This is a genomic window from Acidimicrobiia bacterium (genome assembly GCA_040289475.1).
Lineage (GTDB): Bacteria > Actinomycetota > Acidimicrobiia > ATN3 > PSLF01 > PSLF01.
The window spans coordinates 47,953-67,057 of record PSLF01000011.1 but is presented as its reverse complement, the minus strand read 5'-3'; the positions used below and the strand labels follow the sequence as shown (position 1 = coordinate 67,057).

Below are 19,105 nucleotides of genomic sequence, written 5' to 3'. Positions count from 1 at the left end.
TCCATGAAGAAATATCACCGGCGACGTGCGGTTCCTACTTTTTCTTGTCGGATAACTTGTCTTCGCAGAATCAATGGATTTGATGCGAGCAATAGATACCTTCCCAGCTTGCGTCCTTCCTACTTCATAGTGCCATTCGCAAGGCGAGCGAGGTTCTATGAGGGATCCCAGTTCCATTGCCCTGTGCAAGTTTCCCCGTACGGCCATAGCGGAGGCCGCGACCGCCTCTAGCCCGTTCCTTGTACCCTCGAGGATCTCGGTCCATGTGTCCGCCGAAGCGACGGTAGATATCTCGACTTTCTCCCCGCAGAACCGGTCTACTTCTACCGATCCGCGTCCGAACCTGACTAAAAGCGACGCTTCGGGGGTAGCGAGCTTTACTGAGGTCTCGAAAGATATGCGCTCGGGATCGATTGCCAAGGCTATATCGGCCAAGACCGACTCGGCCCTAGCCATATCTCGCTCATTGGGAGATCTAGGTAAACGTGCACCTGCGGTTACCAAACGCTCCAGCCTCCTAGTAGTGGATGGTCATCTCCCGGCATTCGCCGATTTACTCAACGATTTATAGGAGCGTGAGAGCTGCTACCAACTCATACAGCCTACCTTCACACCTTGGAATACAGGCGAATTTCACTGTTTGTTCCCAAAAAGAAACATGTCGATCCCCGTGAACATCGACGAAGCGAAGGGTCGGAGTTATAAAAAGCGCCAATCTTTCTTCGTTCTCTTTTCAATGCCCGCTAGCTCGAAAATTTCTAACCGTTAAATCGGTCACAACTGCGATCAGGTGAATCGAAGGAGCGAAGTAGGTACATGAAGCTGCCGCCTAAGGCTATCATCGCGTTCAGATGGGATTGAGTTGCGCGGACGATCCAGAGGCCCGCAGGAGGCGGGAACGGAATGAGTGACAGACTCCAGGCGCTTGACGCCGCCTTTCTTGCATTTGAGACATCCACTGCCCACATGCACATCGGCTCTCTGGCCATTTTCGAGGGCGGCCTACTGGAGGAAGGAGTTCCATTTGAAGACATCTACGAGCGCGTAGTGGAGCTGGTGGCATCCCGCATTCATTTGGTGCCTCGCTTCAGGCAGAAGGTCTCGTTCGCGCCGATGGGGATAGTGCCACCGGAGTGGGTGGATGACGAACGTTTCGACCTTCGTTATCACATCCGGCGTGTCGCGCTCCCCAGCCCCGGCCGGGAGTCTCAACTCTTTAACCTGGTCGGCCACATCATGAGCAGACCTCTGGACCGTCGGCGCCCGCTATGGGAGATGTACTTGGTAGAGGGCCTACAAAACGGTAGGGGAGCGATAGTCCAAAAGACCCACCATGCGCTAGTGGACGGGATATCTGCTGTCGATATCGGCACCGTGATGCTGGATTTCACGCCCAACGCTACGGTTGGCGATCCCGAGCCGTGGGAGCCACGGTCGGGGAGAAGCTTGGCAGAGCGGGTGACGGAGTTCGCTCTGGAGAGGGCGCGCAGTCCGAAGAAGGCACTTCAGACCTTGTCTTCAGCATTGAAGGCACCGAGAGAGATTGCCAATGCGATTCACGAGCGAGCGACGGGCATAGGCTCTTTGATGTCGTCAAAAGGTGGACTTATTGCTCCTCCGTCCCCCATCAACAAAGCAATCAGCCCGCACCGTAAGTTTGTCGGCGTGAGACTTAGTCTCTCTGATCTTAAAACGATCAAGAACACGCTCGGGGGAACCGTCAACGATGTCATTCTCTCTGTGACCACAGGTGGACTCAGGCACTTTTGGGAGGTTAGGGGGGAAGAGCTAGAACCGGACACTTTTCTGAGAGCTCTCGTGCCGGTAAGTGTTCGATCTGCTGACGAGTTTCTAGCCTTGGGCAATAGGGTCTCGGGGATGATGGTGGCTCTTCCCTTGGGGATAGAAGACCCTTTAGAGCGCTACCGCCTTATTACAGAGTCGACCAAGGATCTCAAGGAGATGCATCAAGCAGTGGGTGCCGAGTTTTTAGTGGAGCTCTCCAGCTGGGCGCCGCCGACGCTTCACGCTATGGCGGCTCGACTCATGGGGCGGCAGAGGTTTTTCAACTTGACAGTTTCGAATGTGCCAGGGCCGCAAGTTCCGCTATATGTGCTAGGCGCCAAGCTAGTGGAAGCATACCCGGTGGTTCCGATAACGGAGAACAGCGCCTTATCTGTTGGGGTCACGAGCTACAACGGGGGAGTCTATTTTGGGCTCAACGCGGATGCCGAAGCCTTGAGCGATGTCCACATCCTGGCAGAAGGAGTGGAAAAGTCGGTCATGGAGTACCTCGCTTTAGCCGGCTGAAAGACCGGAAGCCGCTGGCGAGTAGCCACTCGCCTCCACCACCTCTTCCTCTGCGAAATCTCGTGGCCCCCTTCCATCTACATGCAACCTCGATCAAGCGCAGTGCAATCCAGATAGGGGTTTTTCGCCCTGGGACCAAACGAAACGAATAGCGCGGGACTTTCAGCTCCGGCTTGGATGCGGCGACGCGCAGCATCCCTTCGGCTATGTCCATTCCCAAGATCGAATGGTTTGGAAAAGAACAAGCCTACTATCGAGTCCCACTCGAATGCTCTCGCTTCAAAGGTGTCGCATAGTCGATCCTTGAGGATGGGCCACAGTCTCGGAGCGAAAAGAGCAGTGAGGGCCACAAGTCTCGGAGTCGGGTGCGATAACGCGCTTGGAAGGCCCACAATGTCCGGTCAGTCTAAACAAAGACTCCGAATCGGCAGGAAGATACCGACACGGTGGCTTCCCTTACTGCGTTGGCCATTGACGTTCACTCCCAGCCTCGGACGGAAAGTGCTACTGTGGCCAGCACTACCCCTGCGACCATCCCTATAGCGGAAAGCGCAGCGCCCAGCGTACCCAGTCTGCGCTCGCCCAAACGCCATGCAACGTATCCGGACGCCAAGCCCATGGGTCCGAACAGAACGGGAAAGAGGAGGGCTAAGGCCGCCAGGACCATGCTCCAGCGCGCCCACCGCCTGGCAGACTTGCGCACACGTAAAGCGAGCAGCGACTCAATGGAAGCGGAATTTGGATCCAGGCCGTGTCCAAAAGAGACCTCGCTATCGGCGAGGCGCGACGACTCTACTAAAGGCTCGTCCTCCGATGTCGAGCGGGCGTACGCACCACAGGCACCACACACATAATCGGATTCTGGAACCTCTGCAGCACACTTTGGACAGCGCATGATTCGTGCATCACTTCCTTTTGCTACGCGGCTCCAGCCATCCTTGGTCTAAAAGTATCTCGGCTAGCTCTACGCAGTTGAGGGCAGCTCCCTTGCGCAAGTTGTCACCTACTACCCAAAAAGCTATGGCCCCCTTCGTCGTCGGGTCCGGGCGTACTCGACCTACCCAGCAGCCGTCCAGGCCTGCGACCTCTAGGGGGGTAGGGTAGTCATGCCCGGTCACAAGCTCTACACCGGGGGCATCGGCAAGAATGTCGAGGACTTCTTCGACATGGGCAAAAGATTCGAACTCGGCTACCACCGACAGGCTGTGTCCTACCAAAACTGGAACACGAACACACGTAGCCATCACCTGTAGCTTTGGGTGCGATAGGATCTTGCGACTCTCGTCTTTTAGCTTCGCCTCTTCCTTTGTAGTCACAGTGTCTACGAAATCATCGCACTGTGGAAAGACGTTGAACGCTATGGGTTTGGGATAGACGGAAGGCTCAGGAGTTGCGCCATCCCGACCAGCTTTTCGCAGGGCGCTGGGGCGAATCATCGATTGCTGCGCTTGTTTTTCGAGCTCCGTTACCCCATTCTGGCCAGTGCCTGACACCGATTGGAGGGTGGTGACGACGAGGCGCTTGGCCCCAAAGCGCCTGTGCAGAGGTGCCAGCACCGGCATGAGGATCATTGTCGTGCAATTGGGGTTAGCTACTATGCCTTCATGAAATTCGAGGTCTTCTGGGTTTACTTCCGAGACGACGAGGGGAACACCCGCTTTGAGTCTCCATGCCGACGAGTTGTCGATCACAGTTGCCCCCTCTTTGACTGCTACTGGTGCCAGTTCCTTCGAGAGGTTGCTTTCCACTTCCATTAGTACGAGGTCGACTCCCTCAAAGCACCCGTCCTCGACAACATCGACGACATGAGTTTCTCCGCGGAACTGGACAGGCTTCCCCTTAGACTTCTCGGACGCAAATAGTCGAAGTTCTTGTATCGGAAAAGCCCGTTCCTCGAGAATTCGCAGCATTTCCTGGCCTACGAGTCCAGTTGCCCCGACTACGGCTACTGACAAATCGCGTGATGGTGACAGCCGTTGTTGCCATCTCGACCTCTGCTCGAACAGTGCGGTCGGGCGAGGCTTAGCACCTGAGGAATTGGTATCCTGAAATGCAGCTTCTGCCGCTCCTGCCCATGACTCGCTCGCCCCTTCGGCCAGCACCCCTGTGGCTTTTGCGAGAGCGAGCTCGTCATCGTCGGACTCTGGGCCCACTGTGTTGGTTTTGTTGGATTTATTCGTCATAGCGCTCGTTCAGTTCTTGTGCAATTCGTAGTCGGTCTTCGGACTCGGCCAGTTCGAGGTGGAAAGCGTTGTGAAGCTCGCGGACCGCGTTGGCAACTGCATCTTCCCTCATTACACAGCTAATACGAATCGGAGAAGTCGAGATCATCTCTATGTTGATTCCTGCCTTCGCCAAAACTTCGAACATCTGCGCAGCGACCCCGGGGTGCGAGCGCATTCCTGCTCCTACCAAGCTGACTTTGCCGATTCCTTGATCGACGTCGTATCCGGCGGCACCAATAGCGTGAGCCACTCGCTCTACTACCTCCGCTGCGCGGTTGGCATCGTCACGGGATACAGTGAATGAGATGTCGGTCTTTCCCTCTGCCGACACGTTCTGCACGATCATATCGACGTTTAGGTTTTCATCTGCTAGAGCACGAAAAAGTGTGGCCGCTATACCCGGCCTGTCTGGAACTCCGACCAAAGTAACTTTTGCTTCGGAAATATCGTGGGCAATGCCCGATACTATCGCCCGTTCCATCGACTCCTCTTCTGCAACGATCCAAGTGCCAGGAGAATGATCGAAGCTCGATCTTACATGGATCTTCACGGAGCGATTCTTTGCGTACTCTACGCACCTAGCCATAAGGACTTTGGCGCCAGATGATGCCATCTCTAGCATTTCGTCGTAAGTCAGCACCGACAGTTTAGTCGCGTCCGGTACGATCCTTGGATCGGCGGTAAAAACTCCCTCGACGTCCGTGTATATCTCGCACACGTCCGATCCGAGAGCTGCGGCCAAAGCAACTGCTGTCGTGTCGGAGCCTCCCCGACCCAGCGTAGTCACGTCTTTGGTGTCAGTTGCAACTCCCTGGTAGCCCGCTACTACGGCGACCTCTCCTCGATCAATTGCTTCTATTACCCTAGTAGGTTTTATGTCTACGATCTTGGCTCTTCCGTGGGAGCGGTCTGTGATTATTCCAGCCTGCGAGCCGGTATAACTTCTAGCCTTTATTCCTAAAGTGTCCAGGGCCATACATAAAAGGGCGCCAGCAATTCTCTCGCCGCTGGTCAAGAGCATGTCCAGTTCTCTCTCGGGAGGCCGGGGATTGATGGACCGTGCGAGATCCAACAACTCGTCGGTGGTATCGCCCATTGCGGAGACAACCACGCAAACCTTGTCTCCTGCGCGCACACTCGAGGCAACAATGCCGGCCACTTCTCGTATCCGTTCTGGTCCGCCGAGGGAAGATCCCCCGAACTTTTTGACACGTATTGATCTCACTGGCGCGATGTGTTCACTCAAAATTGTTTTCGAGATCGAGTGTACTAACTGCTCTGGGCCTCCCTCTCCACCGAGGTGCGGTCAAGGTCGACGAGAATCCCTCGGGCCTTTAGCCGAGCCAGTAACTGTTCCTCCGTTTCTCCGTACATTAAGGCTGCGTTTCTAATGTCTGAACGTCTGATAGCCACGAGCGTAGAGGCCTCCTCGCGACGCTCGGCCAGAAGTGCCCTTACCATCCTCTTGAAGGGGGCCAGCTCAAGCCCCGCTTCCTCTAGCTTTGTGATGTCGAGTACTACCCGCGATACCGATACTGGTCTGTCCGGATGGGGCAGAGAACCCAACAACAGCGATAGGGGAACGCCGTAGAACTCGGCAAGGTCGCGCAAGCGCTCAACCGTGAGCTTTCTGAAGCCGCGCTCATAAGCCCCGAGTGTTGAGGGGTTCCAACGACCGCCACTCTGCCTCTCTACATCCTGTAGCGACAGCCCTTTTTGCCGTCTAATAGCTCTCAGACGGCGACCAATCGCCTTCGATATTGTGTCAGCCATGCCCCCCACCGTCCCTATTTTCGCCGGCACCTTGTAATCGTACAGCCATGACTGTGCTGAGCGCCGATGGCGGGTTAATCTTGCCTCCCTAGTACACAAGCCCAGTGGTATCTTGCGAAAATCGAGTTCTCATGCCGCGCCAACTTGTCCCAGCCCAAGCTACGTCTTAGGGTGAACGTGTGCATGCTTCTCCAACGTAGGCGATAATGAGCGTCTCCCTATACAGCCAATAGCATGACGAATCGTTCCAAGACTCAAAGAAAAAAGACCCGACGTCGACAAGCCGAAGAAGCCCGTAAAAAAGCGCAGCTACGGCGACGACAGACAATTGCGCTCGTAGTTGTCGGTATAGCTGTCGCTGGCAGCGTAGTTTTGGGCGCTATGATTGCTGGCCGTTCCAGCAAAAAGGAGAGCAAGGCGGAGCTAGCTCCAGAGCCGGCTACGTTTACCCCTGGTCCCGGCAAGATGTGCCCCGTCCCGGAGGTAACAAACCCTCCCCGCGAATACCCCGGTCCTCCCCCTCCTATGATCGATCCTCAGAGGCGATACATAGCCTCGATCAACATTTACACCTTTGGTGTCGTCAAGGTCGAGCTGCTTGCCAAGGAGGCTCCCTGGGCGGCCAACAGCTTCGTCTTTTTGTCGTGCGAGGGCCACTACACAGGATCCAGGTTTATCCGCTTAGTCAACACGCCCTCCATGAAGATCCTTCAAGGCGGAGATGGGCTGAAAAATGACGGAACCGGGAATCCCTATGGCACCGGATTTCGTGACGAGCTGGAGGTAGCTAAACGAGAGGGCTACAGGAGAGGCATGCTGGCTATGGCAAACTCCGGGCCTGACACAAATGGCAGTCAGTTCTTCTTTGTAATACAAGACTCGGTTGGAATACCTCCCAATTACACGGTCTTTGGCAAGGTGATCGAGGGCATGGAGTACCTAGACCAAGCTTTTTCGGTTGGGACGCCTGCTGCCAACGGCGACGGTCAGCCTGCCCGTGATTTATACATTGAGTGGGTGACGATACAAGAAGACCCTCCGTCGCAGCCTTCGTCGGAGAACTCGGGTGTTCCCCAACAACAAGCGCCGCAGGCATAGCAAGCAGGCGGCTGCTGCGATTCTGCTTTTCGCTGTGCTGGCCCAGGGCTGTGTAGGAAGTCCCCCGCCGCCTCGCAAAGACCTCTTCTCGGCGGTGGAGAAGAGTGCATCCGGCGGAGAGATGTTCCAGTTCTGGTCTAGCGGGATTCTCGTTCTAGACGCTGCTAGCGAGGATGCCGCCGATCGCCTACTTCCCTTAGCAGAGTACGTCGCAGAGGGCTCTTCGCGCGCAGGCAAGGGTTACAGAATGACTTTACGCAAGAGGCCTGCGGTGTGGAGAGCCACCGAGGGAATCGATGCCATTCTCTCTGGACAAAATGTTTTACCCAACTCTGGCGAAGCGGAAACGTGGCTCTCGTTGGAAGAAGTACCGGGTGCTGTCAGAGCGCCCGGACAGCCCTTGTGGTTCTCCGGGCGATCCGGTCTCATGGACCCCTTCGGAGCTCTGGCACATGCCTTGCCTCCTCTGGGCTCTCCTGACACCGTCTTTGATCGCCTTCGCTCTTTACTGTCGCTTTTTAAGGATCCGGAGCTGGCTGGTCAGGCCGAGGTAAGAGGCCATCCGGTAGACGTTTATACTCTGTCTGTAAGCGGAAAAAGGGCCTTGCCTCCCAAGGAGGCCGTAGAAAAAGTCCGAAAGCCCCCTTCGGTTTCACAGTCTCCGACGCTTCCCTCTCCTGGTTCGCCGAGCCCCTCTCCGACCGCGCTCGACGGCTTGCAGCGCCTTCCGCTTCCCGAAGCGGTTTGGTTGTTCGTGAACGGGAGAAAACATCCGGACGAAGTGACGGCCGTCCAAGAAACAGTGGCGACTTACTCGCTTACTGCTCGAGTTTATGTCGACCAAATCGACAATAGGCTGCGAAGGGTCGAGGTCACTCTGGGTGTCTCGGGAACAAAATTCAGGGTTAGGGTGGAGTCTTCTGCAGAGTTTTGGGGATTTGATCCAGTTGGTGAGTTCAAGATCCCTGTCGACACAACTTTTGTGTCTCCGGACGGTCAGACAACGATTGCAAGAGCCGGTTTCGAGGTACTAGTTCCTTCCAATCCCCCAGCTGGCCTCGAGTTCACTGGCCTTGAGCGGAGACCCGATGCTAATAGGTGCGAGCCGCTAACTATTTCATATACAGGAAGAGGCCGCTCGGGCCATCTCAAACTGATAGAAGTCCCCTCAGGCTGCGAGCCGTCAACTTCTATCGCCGCGCAATCAGGCCCAGCTCCATCCACTAAGTCCCTAAATAGTGGAAGTGTTTCTCTCACCGATACACCTTTTGGGTCTCGGATTTTCTTCGGAAGCGATCCCACGGGACGGGTGGCGATTAAAAAGACCCAGAGATCATGGGTTACGGCCCATGCGGACGAGGGCATCTCGGTTGAGGAGCTGTTCGAGGTAGTAGACGGACTTGCTCCCATAAGGGTCCCTATTCCTCCTGAATTGTCTCTTCCTCTGCCCCCCGAGGGTCCCGAGCGCAGGTAGAGCAATCAGGCAGCGAGATTTTTAGGGAGTAATTGCTCCTAACAGAAAAGACTGCGGCCACTTGAGAGCGTTCAGATTGCCGCTGGCAAGTGCAGGGGCTGGAAAACGCGGGTTAGTCTTTATCGTACCGTTCGTCGAGGCGGGCGACTGCTGGGTTCGATTAACACGAAAACCCATGCGGCCCCGTGCTCGTTCGAGTGCACGACCCTACCGCATAATTAGCAGGAGGTTGGATATGAAGATAGCCAAGGTCGGTGTTGTGGGTTCGGGGATCATGGGCTCGGGTATCACTCAGGTGTGCGCTCAAGCCGGTTTAGAGGTGGTTCTTCGCTCAAGAACTCGTGAGCGGGCTGAGGCTACTGTTAGCTCCATCGACAAGAATCTCAGCAGACTGGTGGAAAAAGCCAAAATCGACGAGGCCACCAAGGACGCCACGCTCTCCCGCATTCGGACCACCTCTGACCTGAAGGATTTGTCCGACTGTGACTTGGTTATAGAAACCGTCGTAGAAGACCTGGCTACAAAAAAGGACTTGTTCAATCACCTGGACGATATTTGTAAGGAGGAGTGCCTGTTGGCCACCAACACCTCCACGCTCCCGGTTGTCGAGATGGCAGCGCAAACCAGTCGTGCCGACAAAGTGTTGGGAATTCATTTCTTCAATCCAGCTCCTGTAATGCAGTTGGTCGAGGTGGTAAAAGCGATCACAACCTCCGAGGAGACGGTCGAAATTGCTCGGGAATTCGTGGAGTCGCTGGGCAAAAAGCCAGTAGTCGTGAAGGACCAAGCAGGATTCATCGTCAACGCGCTTCTCTTTCCGTACCTCAACAATGCTGTGAAGCTTTTGGAGTCGGCAGTTGCCACGCGAGATGATATCGACCAGGCGATGATGGCAGGATGCGGGTTCCCGATGGGGCCTTTCGCCCTTCTCGATCTGGTAGGTTTGGACACCTCGCTGTCAATAATTGAGGCTCTCTACGAGGAGTTCAGAGACCCCAACTATGCACCCGCCCCGCTTCTCAAGAGGCTCGTCGCCGCTGGCAAGCTGGGGCGAAAGTCGGGCGAGGGATTCTACGAGTATTAATACCGCTGAACGAATGGGGATTGCGTCGGTGCAATAGCCCGGCGAGGCCGCAAACTGGGGACGCGCAATGGGTCTCGACAACTTTTTGGAGCAGCGGCTGGATGCAGCGAGGGTAGCCACTTTCGACCTGCTGCAGGCTTTCCTAGTGGCGAGCCAATTCGCGACCGTGGCAGTGTACAAGTTGGTCTCGGAGGTCGCTGGCGCAGCGCTCAGGGTGGAAGCTGTGGCCCGTTCTGGACAGGATAGCTCTTCATTTGGGATTCCAGAGCTAGGCCAAGTACGGGAATTGACAGGCTCCTTTGAGGAAGACGTGGTCGCCCTCAGGTCGTACATAGTAGTGCCGGATACTTTGGCCGACTCTCACTTCCGAGAGAAGGGAGGGGCGACAGGCGTTAGGGCATATATAGGTTTTCCTCTGGTACCGACCGGTGATGGTGTTTACGGGGTTATCTCCGCTTACGACAGGTTTCCAAGGGCCGTAACCAAAGCTGTGATCACGGTGGCCCGGGCCCTCTCTAGATCGGCAGCGTCGGAGCTGGAGGTTGCCGAGGCGATCGAAGCCACTCTTGAAGGAAAAGCAGACCCTTTTGAATTCATCCGCTCTTTCGGGGCAATATCCAGGGAAGCTGCTCAGAATCCCGGTGCCGATCAACGGGAGGCGGTGTCGAACGCAAGTAAAATCGTTTCTGCTGCGTACGGCTTTGACCTCAAGTCGCTACGGCTTCACTCACGCCCTCAGACAGTGATTTCCGAATCGCAGGCTGAGGAAGATTCGCGACCCATATGGCCCGCAGAGGTCGACTCAATTGTGGCCAGGGCCGCCAAGCTTCTACCATCTTTGCCCGGGGCGCGAATCGACGTGAGGCCAGGATCTCGCTCGTTGGTCGACTTAGATTCGAAAACTCTCGAGCGTATTCTTGCCAATCTTCTTATCGATGCATGGAGGTCTTCGCCGCCCGGCACGCCGATAGCGGTCTCGAGCTTGCCAGAGGGAAAATGGGTCGAGATTGTTGTGGAAGACAAATCGGGAGTTTTTCCAGTCGAAAGCTTGGCCAGACGAGCACATCCGGCTGGGAGCAGGCGGATTGGACTTCCAATCGCCAGAGCCCTTGTGGAAGAGGTGGGCGGTAAGGTCACCCAAGTGCCCACCGAGGAGGGCAGGCGATATGTAGTCAGACTGCCGGTGCTGCGAGACGGCGAAAGCGCCGGGGGAGGACCTTCCGGACCTGGCAGATCGGCTGGTACTCACCCCTCGGCATCATAGACGCTTGGATGCTCTGCGCTTTGCAAGCCGGCGAAGTAGGTAACCGCCCGCAATTGCCAGCCCGACGGATTTCACGGCGTTTACTCTCGACCGGTACACGTTTTCGGGCATTCTCCACCTTCCGATGGTTACCCACCCGCGGTTGGCATCCAAGGCATCGGCGAGGGCATCCCTGCTCGAGTGCTTGAACTGAAAGCCGGCCTCGACGATTTTGCGGTTGGACATAATCGCTGGATACATCAGGTAGTTGATCTCACCTGGAGGGGCTTCGAGAAGTCCGGCGTTCCACCCCAGTTTGGCCAACGAGAACATCACAGATTGAGGAAGCTCGATGGTTTTTTTGCCCGCAATTTCCAGTATCTCTTCAAAGGAAATCTCGTCGTCCGGGCATACGTTGTAGGCGCCATCGAGGTCGTGCGTCAATGCGAAGTACAGGGACTCCGCGGCGTCTTCCTCGTGCAGGAATTGAAGGGGCGGTCTGTATCCCCTTACGGCAAAGATGCGGGGTGACTCAAGGGTGCGAGAGATGAAGTTTTGGACATGCCGTCCGAAGACGATCGCGAATCGAAAGATAGTTACCGTCACATCGGGGTGATCCGCTTTCCACTTTTGCAAGAGTAGCTCTACTTCTAGCTTGTGCTCGGCGTAGCTGAAGTCGGTATTGGCCCGAAGGGGACTTTCCTCGGTTAAGGGATAGTCATTGTCGGGGCGGGCTCCATAGGCCACCATTGAGCTGGTGTACACGAGCTTTCTGCTACCGGATTTCTCGACAGCGTTCAAAACGTTTCGCGTCCCCTCTACGTTGATGTCTCGCATCAACTGCTCGTCCTGCATCGGATTTAAAACAAAGGCAAGGTGTACGACGGCGTCTGTGCCCGAAAAGACCTGAGCTATGTGAGGGTCCCGAATATCGAGCCGGTAGAAGTCGAGTTTCTGGAAGCGAAACTTCGGTTCTGCAACGTCGATTCCGACGATCCGCTCGATGTCGCTGTCCGCCTCCAGACGCTGAACGAGGCGCTGGGCTATGTATCCGGATACACCCGTTATCGCTATGGTACTCATAGGAACTCCTTCTCCTGCTGCCACTCAAAAAAGCCGGACCAGTTACACCTTCCAAGACAAATACTTCGCCCGCCGGCGCGGCAGGCCTTATTTGATAGGCCGTTCCTCTATCAAGGAACTGTGCATGCGTGAGATCGAAGATGAGTCTACAGCCCCAGCTTCGATACTTGCAGGGCTAGAATCCTCTCGAGCTCCTGAAGCGGTGGCGGATTGGGGGACCGAAGCTCAACCACGATCTCCCATGAACCCCGTACAACGGCTGCCGCTACCACGTGCCTAGAGCGCTCAGGTGTCGGCGCTATCGGGGTCTCACTGTCTGCAGTTGCCGAAATAGATTTTCGGACGAGAACACCTGGCGGCCCGCTCCCCCGGAGGCTAGCGGGTGCGTAACCCTCGATCTTTTCGTATGGCTCCGAGATACCAAAGCCCTTAACCAATCCGCCGCTGGCATCGTGGGAAAGCTGTGCCATAGCACCGTCCACGGAAGCGAACTCGAGTATCTCGACTGTTACCGCAGTGTCGGTTAGCGGAGGGGGTGATACAGCGGGCTTATAAGCAATCGTCACCGCAGCGCGTAGAAACCCAGCATTTCGAAGGCGGGATCTCTCGAATTCGGCCTCTGGTTCCCCCAGCCGCTTGGTCAGCTCGTCCAGTCCCTGGGGCCCTGCCTCGACCGAGGCAAATCCGTTAGCGATCTCGACAGGCTCCAAAAGCTTTCCCGCAATCTCTGTGCTATCGGAGCGAGCAGGAGCTGTCGGAGACGAAGTCACGGTTTCCGCACCGATCTGGCGATTGCGCAACCCCGTTATACCTACAGTGATAAAAACAGCTGAAGCCAGCACACCAGTGGACACGATGGCGATGCGAAGACCTTTGGACACGGATATCTTCGGCCGTCCTCTTCCTCGGCGCAACTGGGGCGTGCGACTAGCAAACGTTTCGATGCGCCGCGAATCCACAGCGACTCAGTCCTGAATGTCAGTGTCTTCGATCGCCCGATCCTCATCGCTCGCTAGGAGGGGAGATGCAATCGGTTCTTTGCGGTGGAGGTACGAAGAAGCGATTGCCTGAATGATCGCGGCCACGGGAATTCCCAGGAGCGCGCCCGTTGCGCCTAAGAGATACCCCCCGGCTACAGCTGCCCCGAACGCTACAGCAGGGTGGATATCCATTGTCTTCTCTGAAAGTTTGGGGCTCACGAAGTAATTCTCTATTTGCTGGAAAACGAAAGCGAAACCTAGGACCCATAGCCCCAGGGGAGGGTTCGCAAGGGACGCGACGACCAGAGGAATAGCAACTGCGAGGTAAGTTCCAATGACGGGGATGAACTGCGAAACGAATCCCATCCATATCCCCATTGCCAGCGGATAGGGTACGCCTATGACGAAGTAAAAGATGGTATGAGCCGCAGCGGAGATCGTTCCCAAAAGTAGCTTGGTGTAAATGAAACTTCCTGTCCTCTGGATTGAGATCTCCCATACGTGCAGGAGAACACGCTGGCGGTCTGGGGGGAGTAGAGAGCAAATGCGTCTTCTGAAGCGAGGTCCATCGGCGACGAGGTAGAAAGTGAAAAAAAAGACCATCATCAGTTTGAAGAGGATTCCTAGTGCTAGGGTTCCGGCGGAAAGCACGTCGCCAGCCTGGCCTAGCAGCCAATCTCGCAAGCTTTGCTGAATCTGAATGCTGTGCGTGGAAGGATCTACTGCTATCAATCGGGATGCACCCGGAACCCTTTGCGCCCAGTGAGCCGCCGATTCCAAAATCTGTGGAGCTGACTGGATAAACTGCGACACTTGACCTATTACGGCCGGGACGATCGCGGAAATGAAAACTCCAGCTAGCAGTGCCACTCCTAAGAAGATGAGACCTGTGGCCAGCCCCCTCCTCATTCCGCTGCGAGCGAGAAAATTTACTGCGGGTTCAAGGGCAAAAGAAAAAAACAGCGATACCACGAAGATTACTAGTAGCTCTTCAAGGCGCTCGATGAGCCATAGGATGGCTAGGGTAGCAAGAACCACCCCGATAATCTGCAAAAAGCTCTTGGGCGTAAGAATAGCGACGGAAAGGTCGGGAGCGGATCTCAGGCGTGATGATGAATTACGGTTTTCGGAAGAATCCTCTTCTGGCATGGAATCCAAACTGTCAACGGCCGGACTCACCATCACCGGATCCCTGCGAATAAATCGACTTCGGGAATGTCAGTTTCGACTGTCGATGTAACGAGGTAGTAGTCGTCTGTGGGTAGTACTTCGGCGAGTAGTTCGTCTGGGATCTTCAGGAAGAAGCTGTCGGGGTCGATCTGGCTTCGGTGGGCGAGAAGTGCTTTGCGTCTCTGGGGAAGCCAGGCAACAATCGGAATTTTTGTGGTGATCGGCTTCTCCGGGACGCCTCTTCTCGATGCTAGTATCTGGTCGAGCGGAGACTCCACTCCAAGCGATACCAGAGCCAGGTGGAGTTTCTCCAATCGCTCTTTCCCAAAAGATGCGTGGTAGTAAACCTTTGTCGTTGTATGCGGAGGGCCTAGATCCGGCTCGTACTTCGGATCAGCCGCCGCCGACAAGGCGCGCATAGTCACCTCGTGAGTACGTATGTGGTCTGGATGAGGATATCCGCCGAGTTCGTCGTAGGTGATAACGACTTGAGGCCGCTCTTTTCTTAGGATCTCTACGAGGCGGCGCGTCGGTACTTCTAAAGGTACGTTTGCAAAACATCCGTCGGGTAGCTTGGCATCACCAGCGGGGAAGCCTGAGTCCTCGAATCCCAGCCAATAGTGCCGGGCGAGGTTCAAGACGCGTGCGGACTCCTCCATCTCTCTGGCACGTATTTTTGCGATATGGGCAGCCAGCTCTTGCTTGTCGAGCCGCTTATTGAGAATATCTCCCCGCTCCCCGCCCGTACACGTAACAACGCTAGTGCGCACTCCTTCATCGGCATATTTTGCCAGCGTCGCCGCACCCTTCGACGCTTCATCGTCGGGGTGTGCATGGACTGCTAGAAGGGCTAGCTCGGAGTCTCTGTTGTCGGGCGTAACATCCCAGTAACAGGCCCCGCTCTTCAGCTTTACTACCCGGGGGCGCGGGTGCGTGGCGTCGAATACCGTCTCTAGCCCGAGCGTTTGATGTCTTTCCAAGGGACTCCTTTGTCGACCTCTGGTTCTCTTGGAAGACCTAGAACTCTCTCGCCCACGACATTTCTCAGTACCTCGGACGTGCCGCCCTCGATCGTGTTGGCTCGCGCCCGCAAAAAAGCTTGCGCACGCGCTTCGGCCTCCTTGTCACCTGGAGTCCAGGCCACCCCGCCCATCCGTGCCGCTGTCACCGCGAAGTTCGTCTTCCTCTGATTGAACTCGGCGTTGAAAAACTTGGCAAAGGATCCCTCGGGTCCTGCCTCCTTGCCACCAGCCCGAGAGAGCTGCGCCCTAAAAGCGGTTGCCTCTTTTATCTCTTGCTCCGAAAAGATTTTTGCGAGGTGCTGGCGGACGAGAGGATCTTTCCGATCTGGAATTGCGTCAAGAAACGCTTCCCACGGGTCTTTGCGAGTTCCGCCGACCAGAGATGCGGTGTCAAGGGATAGTCCCGATAGTGTTATCCGTTCCCACATGAGCGTCGTACGAGCACACACCCACCCGTTTCCCTCGCCGCCCACTAGGTTTTCGTGAGGAATATGCACGTCGGTGAAGTAAACCTCGTTGAACTCTGATCCGCCTGTCATTTGTTTGAGGGGCCGAACCTCGACCCCCGGAGATTTCATGTCGACGATGAAGTAACTGAGTCCTTCGTGTTTGGGTACGTCGGGGTTGGTACGCGCCAGGAGCATTCCGAAGTGAGCGTACTGAGCTATAGAAGTCCACACCTTTTGACCATTGACTACCCACTCGTCGCCGTCACGCACTGCTCTCGTGGACAATGAGGCCAGGTCAGAGCCGGCTCCAGGTTCCGAGAACAGCTGGCACCAGATTTCTTCTCCTGTGAGGATTTTCTTGAGGTATCGCTCCTTTTGCTTTTCGGTGCCGTGCTCGATGATCGTAGGGCCTGCCAGCCCGATTCCCAAAATATTGGGACCGAAAAGCGGTAGGCGGTAGTGGGACAGTTCTTCGCGCACGATGCGCTGCATCCATGCTTCTCCCGACAGTCCCCCGTACTCTTTCGGCCAGAGAGGTGCTGCGTACCCGCTTTCTCCAATCGTTCTCATCCAGGTGAACGGATTGATCGAGCTCTTTTTTCGGATTTCGGCGAATCGGTCGTCGTCGCCGGAGTCGATAGATTCCATCCATCCCTTGGGTAGAACAGACGCCAGCCAATCCTTAAACTCTTGCCTGAATGCGGCCATCTCGGGGGTGTCTTCAATTTTCCAGCGCATGGCGACTCCTGAGTAGTCCAACCTACCTCGAGACAATTCTGAGGCTGAGCGTGTCGAGGTCTACTGGTGCGGTCGCTTCCCGACACTTACAAGGATACAGGGCTAGGTCGGTTTCTCGTAGCCTGTGTTGTGACAACGTTGACCGACGGAGATCGCAAATGGCCTTGAACTTCGAGCTTGTCGCCGACGGACGAGTTGCCGTGCTGACACTTTCCAGGCCCGAGGTTAAGAACGCGCTGGACCCCCGACTCTTTTGGCACTTGCAAAGGCCTGGCAGATCGTAATACAGGATGACAAGATTCGGGTGGCAGTTCTTACGGGCTCAGGAGATGCTTTTTGTGCTGGGATGGACCAAAAGAAAACCATTCCAGCCGGTAGGAGAGTGGCTCGAGGGGAACGTATTAGCGACGAAGAATTCGCCGGACTGAAAGCGGCTCCGAAAGCAACTCTACAAGTCGACCGCCCCCTCAAACCGATCGTGGCTGCTGTCAACGGCCACTGCCGGGGGCAGGGAACCGACATGCTCTTGGCAACCGATTATCGGATTGCTGGCGATTCAGCTTCGTTCGCGCTCGAAGAAGTTGTGAACGAGGTGGTTGAGGCGAACAGCGTCCATTCGAGGGCTCTCGAAGTAGCAGAGCGCCTCGCGGGGTTCGATCCTAGGGTTGTAACGGCAATATTGAAAGCGCTATGGAGCAATGCCTTCCCCACGGACCTCGAGGACTCTGTTCGAAGATCACATAAGATAGGCGACGAGATTATGAGGGAGTAGCGTAATGCGCTTACAAGGTCACGGCGGCATGCTAGCAGTTGAGGTGATGAAGAGGTGGGGGGCAGAATACCTGTTTACTCTTTCAGGAGGTCACATCTTCCCCATCTATGACGGGTGCGTAAAGCTCGGGGGAATCGAGATCGTGGACACTCGCCACGAGCAGACGGCTGCTTTTGCAGCGGAGGGATACTCCAAATTAACCCGAAAACCCGGATTTGTAGCCCTTACCGCTGGACCCGGGGTTACCAACGGCATATCCGCCATCACCACGGCTCACTTCAATGGTTCGCCCCTCGTTGTTCTCGCTGGAAGAGCCCCCCAAGCGAGATGGGGTGAGGGAAGCTTACAAGAGTTCGACCACATACCGGTGGTCAGGTCAGTGACAAAAGCAGCGGCAACTGCTACCTCGACGGCCGAGATTCCCAAGCTCCTTTCTTTTTGCGTGTCGGAAGCTTTGACACCTCACAGGGGGCCGGCTTTCGTCGATTTTCCACTCGACGTTCTTTTCGTTCCAGGGGAAGCAGATCTAGACGAAAGTTTGATTTTGCGAGGATTGTCCCGTGCGACAGCAGGTGATTCTTCGAGTGTGGTGAAGGCTTTAGAAGGGGCAGAGCGCCCAGTGCTCGTAGGGGGGTCGGATGTGTACTGGGACGGAGCATGGGAGGCGCTTCGGGCACTGGTCGAAAGAGCTAGAATCCCGACGTTTCTAAACGGGATGGGGAGAGGCTGCCTCCCCGCCGACCACCCACTTTGCTTTTCGAGATCCAGGTCGCTAGCGCTAAAAGAAGCCGATCTGGTAGTGGTGGCGGGTACGCCTCTTGATTTTCGCCTCAATTTCGGGCGCTTTGGCGGAGCTCGAGTGGTTCACATCGCCGATCACCCTGATATGTTGGCGTCCCATGTCGAGCTAGTGGCCAGCGCAGCCGGTCCTCTCAGCGAGATTTTCGAGGAGATAGCTGCCGGAGTCAGACCCTGTGATCGCAGCGAGTGGATAGGAAGGCTGCAAGCAGAAGAGGAATCCAGACGGGAAAAGGATGCCTCTGAGATGGCTTCGGAGTCGAAACCTATCGATGCCCGTCGTGTATACGGGGAACTACGTAAACGACTTGAGCGGAACGCAATAGTCATATGCGACGGAGGAGACTTCGTATCTTTTGCCGGGCGCTACATCGACGTGTTCGAGCCAGGATGCTGGATGGATCCCGGCCCTTACGGCTGTTTGGGAACCGGACCGGGGTACGGCCTGGCTGCGAAGTTGGTACACCCAGATCGGCAAGTAGTCATCCTTTTCGGGGACGGGGCATTTGGCTTCTCGGGAATTGACTACGACACTCTGGTCAGGTTCGACGTACCTGTCGTAGGGATCCTTTCCAACAACGGAATCTGGGGACTCGAGAAGCACCCTATGAGAGCGCTGTATGGCTACGATGTGGCGGCCGACTTACAAGCAGAGTGCCGCTATGATCTCGTTGTTGAGGCGCTCGGGGGACACGGCGAGTTCGTAACCGATCCTTCACAGCTTGGGCCGGCCATCGATCGAGCTTTCGAAGCCGGCAAGCCTGCTCTCGTTAATGTTGTTACCGATCCCAACCAGGTGTACCCAAGAAGCTCGAACCTCGCTTGAGGAACGAACCGTCCGGAGGCGTGGCGGTAAGTATTTTGCCCGGCTCCCCGCAGTTCTGCT

At 55.9% G+C, this 19,105-nt stretch carries 18 protein-coding genes; 7 read left to right on the top strand and 11 right to left on the bottom strand.

The features are described from left to right. Positions 1 to 504, bottom strand: a 504-nt coding sequence (locus C4318_07070; protein MER3454897.1) for a hypothetical protein, incomplete at its 3' end; no start/stop codon positions are given. A 399-nt stretch (positions 505 to 903) separates the two neighbouring features. Here C4318_07070 and C4318_07065 point away from each other — a divergent pair. Beyond that, complete coding sequence (locus tag C4318_07065; protein ID MER3454896.1) at positions 904 to 2,310, top strand: wax ester/triacylglycerol synthase family O-acyltransferase; 1,407 nt, start codon at positions 904 to 906, stop codon at positions 2,308 to 2,310. A gap of 77 nt (positions 2,311 to 2,387) precedes the next feature. On the opposite strand, the gene C4318_07060 is transcribed toward C4318_07065, so the two are convergent. The 5 genes from C4318_07060 to C4318_07040 all read right to left on the bottom strand — a co-directional run bounded on the left by C4318_07060 (position 2,388) and on the right by C4318_07040 (position 6,308). After that, complete coding sequence (locus C4318_07060) at positions 2,388 to 2,660, bottom strand: hypothetical protein (protein ID MER3454895.1); 273 nt, start codon at positions 2,658 to 2,660, stop codon at positions 2,388 to 2,390. A 128-nt stretch (positions 2,661 to 2,788) separates the two neighbouring features. Next, positions 2,789 to 3,205, bottom strand: a complete 417-nt coding sequence (locus tag C4318_07055) for a hypothetical protein (protein ID MER3454894.1) — start codon at positions 3,203 to 3,205, stop codon at positions 2,789 to 2,791. A 10-nt stretch (positions 3,206 to 3,215) separates the two neighbouring features. Further along, complete coding sequence (locus C4318_07050) at positions 3,216 to 4,265, bottom strand: aspartate-semialdehyde dehydrogenase (protein MER3454893.1); 1,050 nt, start codon at positions 4,263 to 4,265, stop codon at positions 3,216 to 3,218. 217 nt (positions 4,266 to 4,482) lie between these two features. Beyond that, a complete protein-coding gene (locus C4318_07045; GenBank protein ID MER3454892.1) occupies positions 4,483 to 5,760 on the bottom strand; it encodes an aspartate kinase in 1,278 nt (425 codons plus the stop codon). Positions 5,761 to 5,804: 44 nt separating this feature from the next. After that, positions 5,805 to 6,308, bottom strand: a complete 504-nt coding sequence (locus tag C4318_07040) for a transcriptional regulator (GenBank protein ID MER3454891.1) — start codon at positions 6,306 to 6,308, stop codon at positions 5,805 to 5,807. 234 nt (positions 6,309 to 6,542) lie between these two features. On the opposite strand from C4318_07040, the gene C4318_07035 reads away from it, so the two are divergent. The 4 genes from C4318_07035 (at position 6,543) to C4318_07020 (ending at position 11,228) form a co-directional block, all read left to right on the top strand. Next, positions 6,543 to 7,406 carry a hypothetical protein gene (locus tag C4318_07035; GenBank protein ID MER3454890.1) on the top strand — a complete coding sequence of 288 codons (864 nt, stop codon included), beginning with the start codon at positions 6,543 to 6,545 and terminating at the stop codon, positions 7,404 to 7,406. After that, entirely contained in the window at positions 7,375 to 8,880 is a 1,506-nt protein-coding gene (locus C4318_07030; GenBank protein ID MER3454889.1) for a hypothetical protein, read from the top strand. Before C4318_07035 ends, C4318_07030 begins: the two co-directional genes overlap by 32 nt. Before the next feature lie 235 nt (positions 8,881 to 9,115). Then, the gene (locus C4318_07025) at positions 9,116 to 9,964 is read left to right on the top strand and encodes a 3-hydroxybutyryl-CoA dehydrogenase (protein MER3454888.1); all 849 of its coding nucleotides are present in this window, start codon (positions 9,116 to 9,118) and stop codon (positions 9,962 to 9,964) included. 67 nt (positions 9,965 to 10,031) lie between these two features. Further along, on the top strand, positions 10,032 to 11,228 hold the full coding sequence (locus tag C4318_07020; protein MER3454887.1) for a hypothetical protein: 1,197 nt from the start codon (positions 10,032 to 10,034) through the stop codon (positions 11,226 to 11,228). On the opposite strand, the gene C4318_07015 is transcribed toward C4318_07020, so the two are convergent. The 5 genes from C4318_07015 to C4318_06995 form a co-directional block, all read right to left on the bottom strand. Further along, positions 11,223 to 12,314, bottom strand: coding sequence for a hypothetical protein (locus C4318_07015; GenBank protein MER3454886.1), 1,092 nt, complete (start codon positions 12,312 to 12,314; stop codon positions 11,223 to 11,225). The two genes, C4318_07020 and C4318_07015, sit on opposite strands and share 6 nt — an antisense overlap. A gap of 122 nt (positions 12,315 to 12,436) precedes the next feature. Further along, positions 12,437 to 13,171: a hypothetical protein gene (locus C4318_07010; GenBank protein MER3454885.1), complete on the bottom strand. Its 735-nt coding sequence runs from the start codon at positions 13,169 to 13,171 to the stop codon at positions 12,437 to 12,439. Between the two features lie 84 nt (positions 13,172 to 13,255). Then, complete coding sequence (locus tag C4318_07005; GenBank protein MER3454884.1) at positions 13,256 to 14,452, bottom strand: AI-2E family transporter; 1,197 nt, start codon at positions 14,450 to 14,452, stop codon at positions 13,256 to 13,258. Next, positions 14,452 to 15,348, bottom strand: coding sequence for a mycothiol conjugate amidase Mca (gene mca, locus C4318_07000; GenBank protein ID MER3454883.1), 897 nt, complete (start codon positions 15,346 to 15,348; stop codon positions 14,452 to 14,454). Before mca ends, C4318_07005 begins: the two co-directional genes overlap by 1 nt. 44 nt (positions 15,349 to 15,392) lie before the next feature. After that, positions 15,393 to 16,670: an acyl-CoA dehydrogenase gene (locus C4318_06995; GenBank protein ID MER3454882.1), complete on the bottom strand. Its 1,278-nt coding sequence runs from the start codon at positions 16,668 to 16,670 to the stop codon at positions 15,393 to 15,395. A gap of 232 nt (positions 16,671 to 16,902) precedes the next feature. On the opposite strand from C4318_06995, the gene C4318_06990 reads away from it, so the two are divergent. Together C4318_06990 and C4318_06985 are read left to right on the top strand one after the other, a co-directional pair. After that, on the top strand, positions 16,903 to 17,421 hold the full coding sequence (locus tag C4318_06990; protein MER3454881.1) for a hypothetical protein: 519 nt from the start codon (positions 16,903 to 16,905) through the stop codon (positions 17,419 to 17,421). 4 nt (positions 17,422 to 17,425) lie between these two features. Beyond that, positions 17,426 to 19,045, top strand: coding sequence for an acetolactate synthase (locus C4318_06985; GenBank protein MER3454880.1), 1,620 nt, complete (start codon positions 17,426 to 17,428; stop codon positions 19,043 to 19,045). Positions 19,046 to 19,105: the final 60 nt, after the last annotated feature.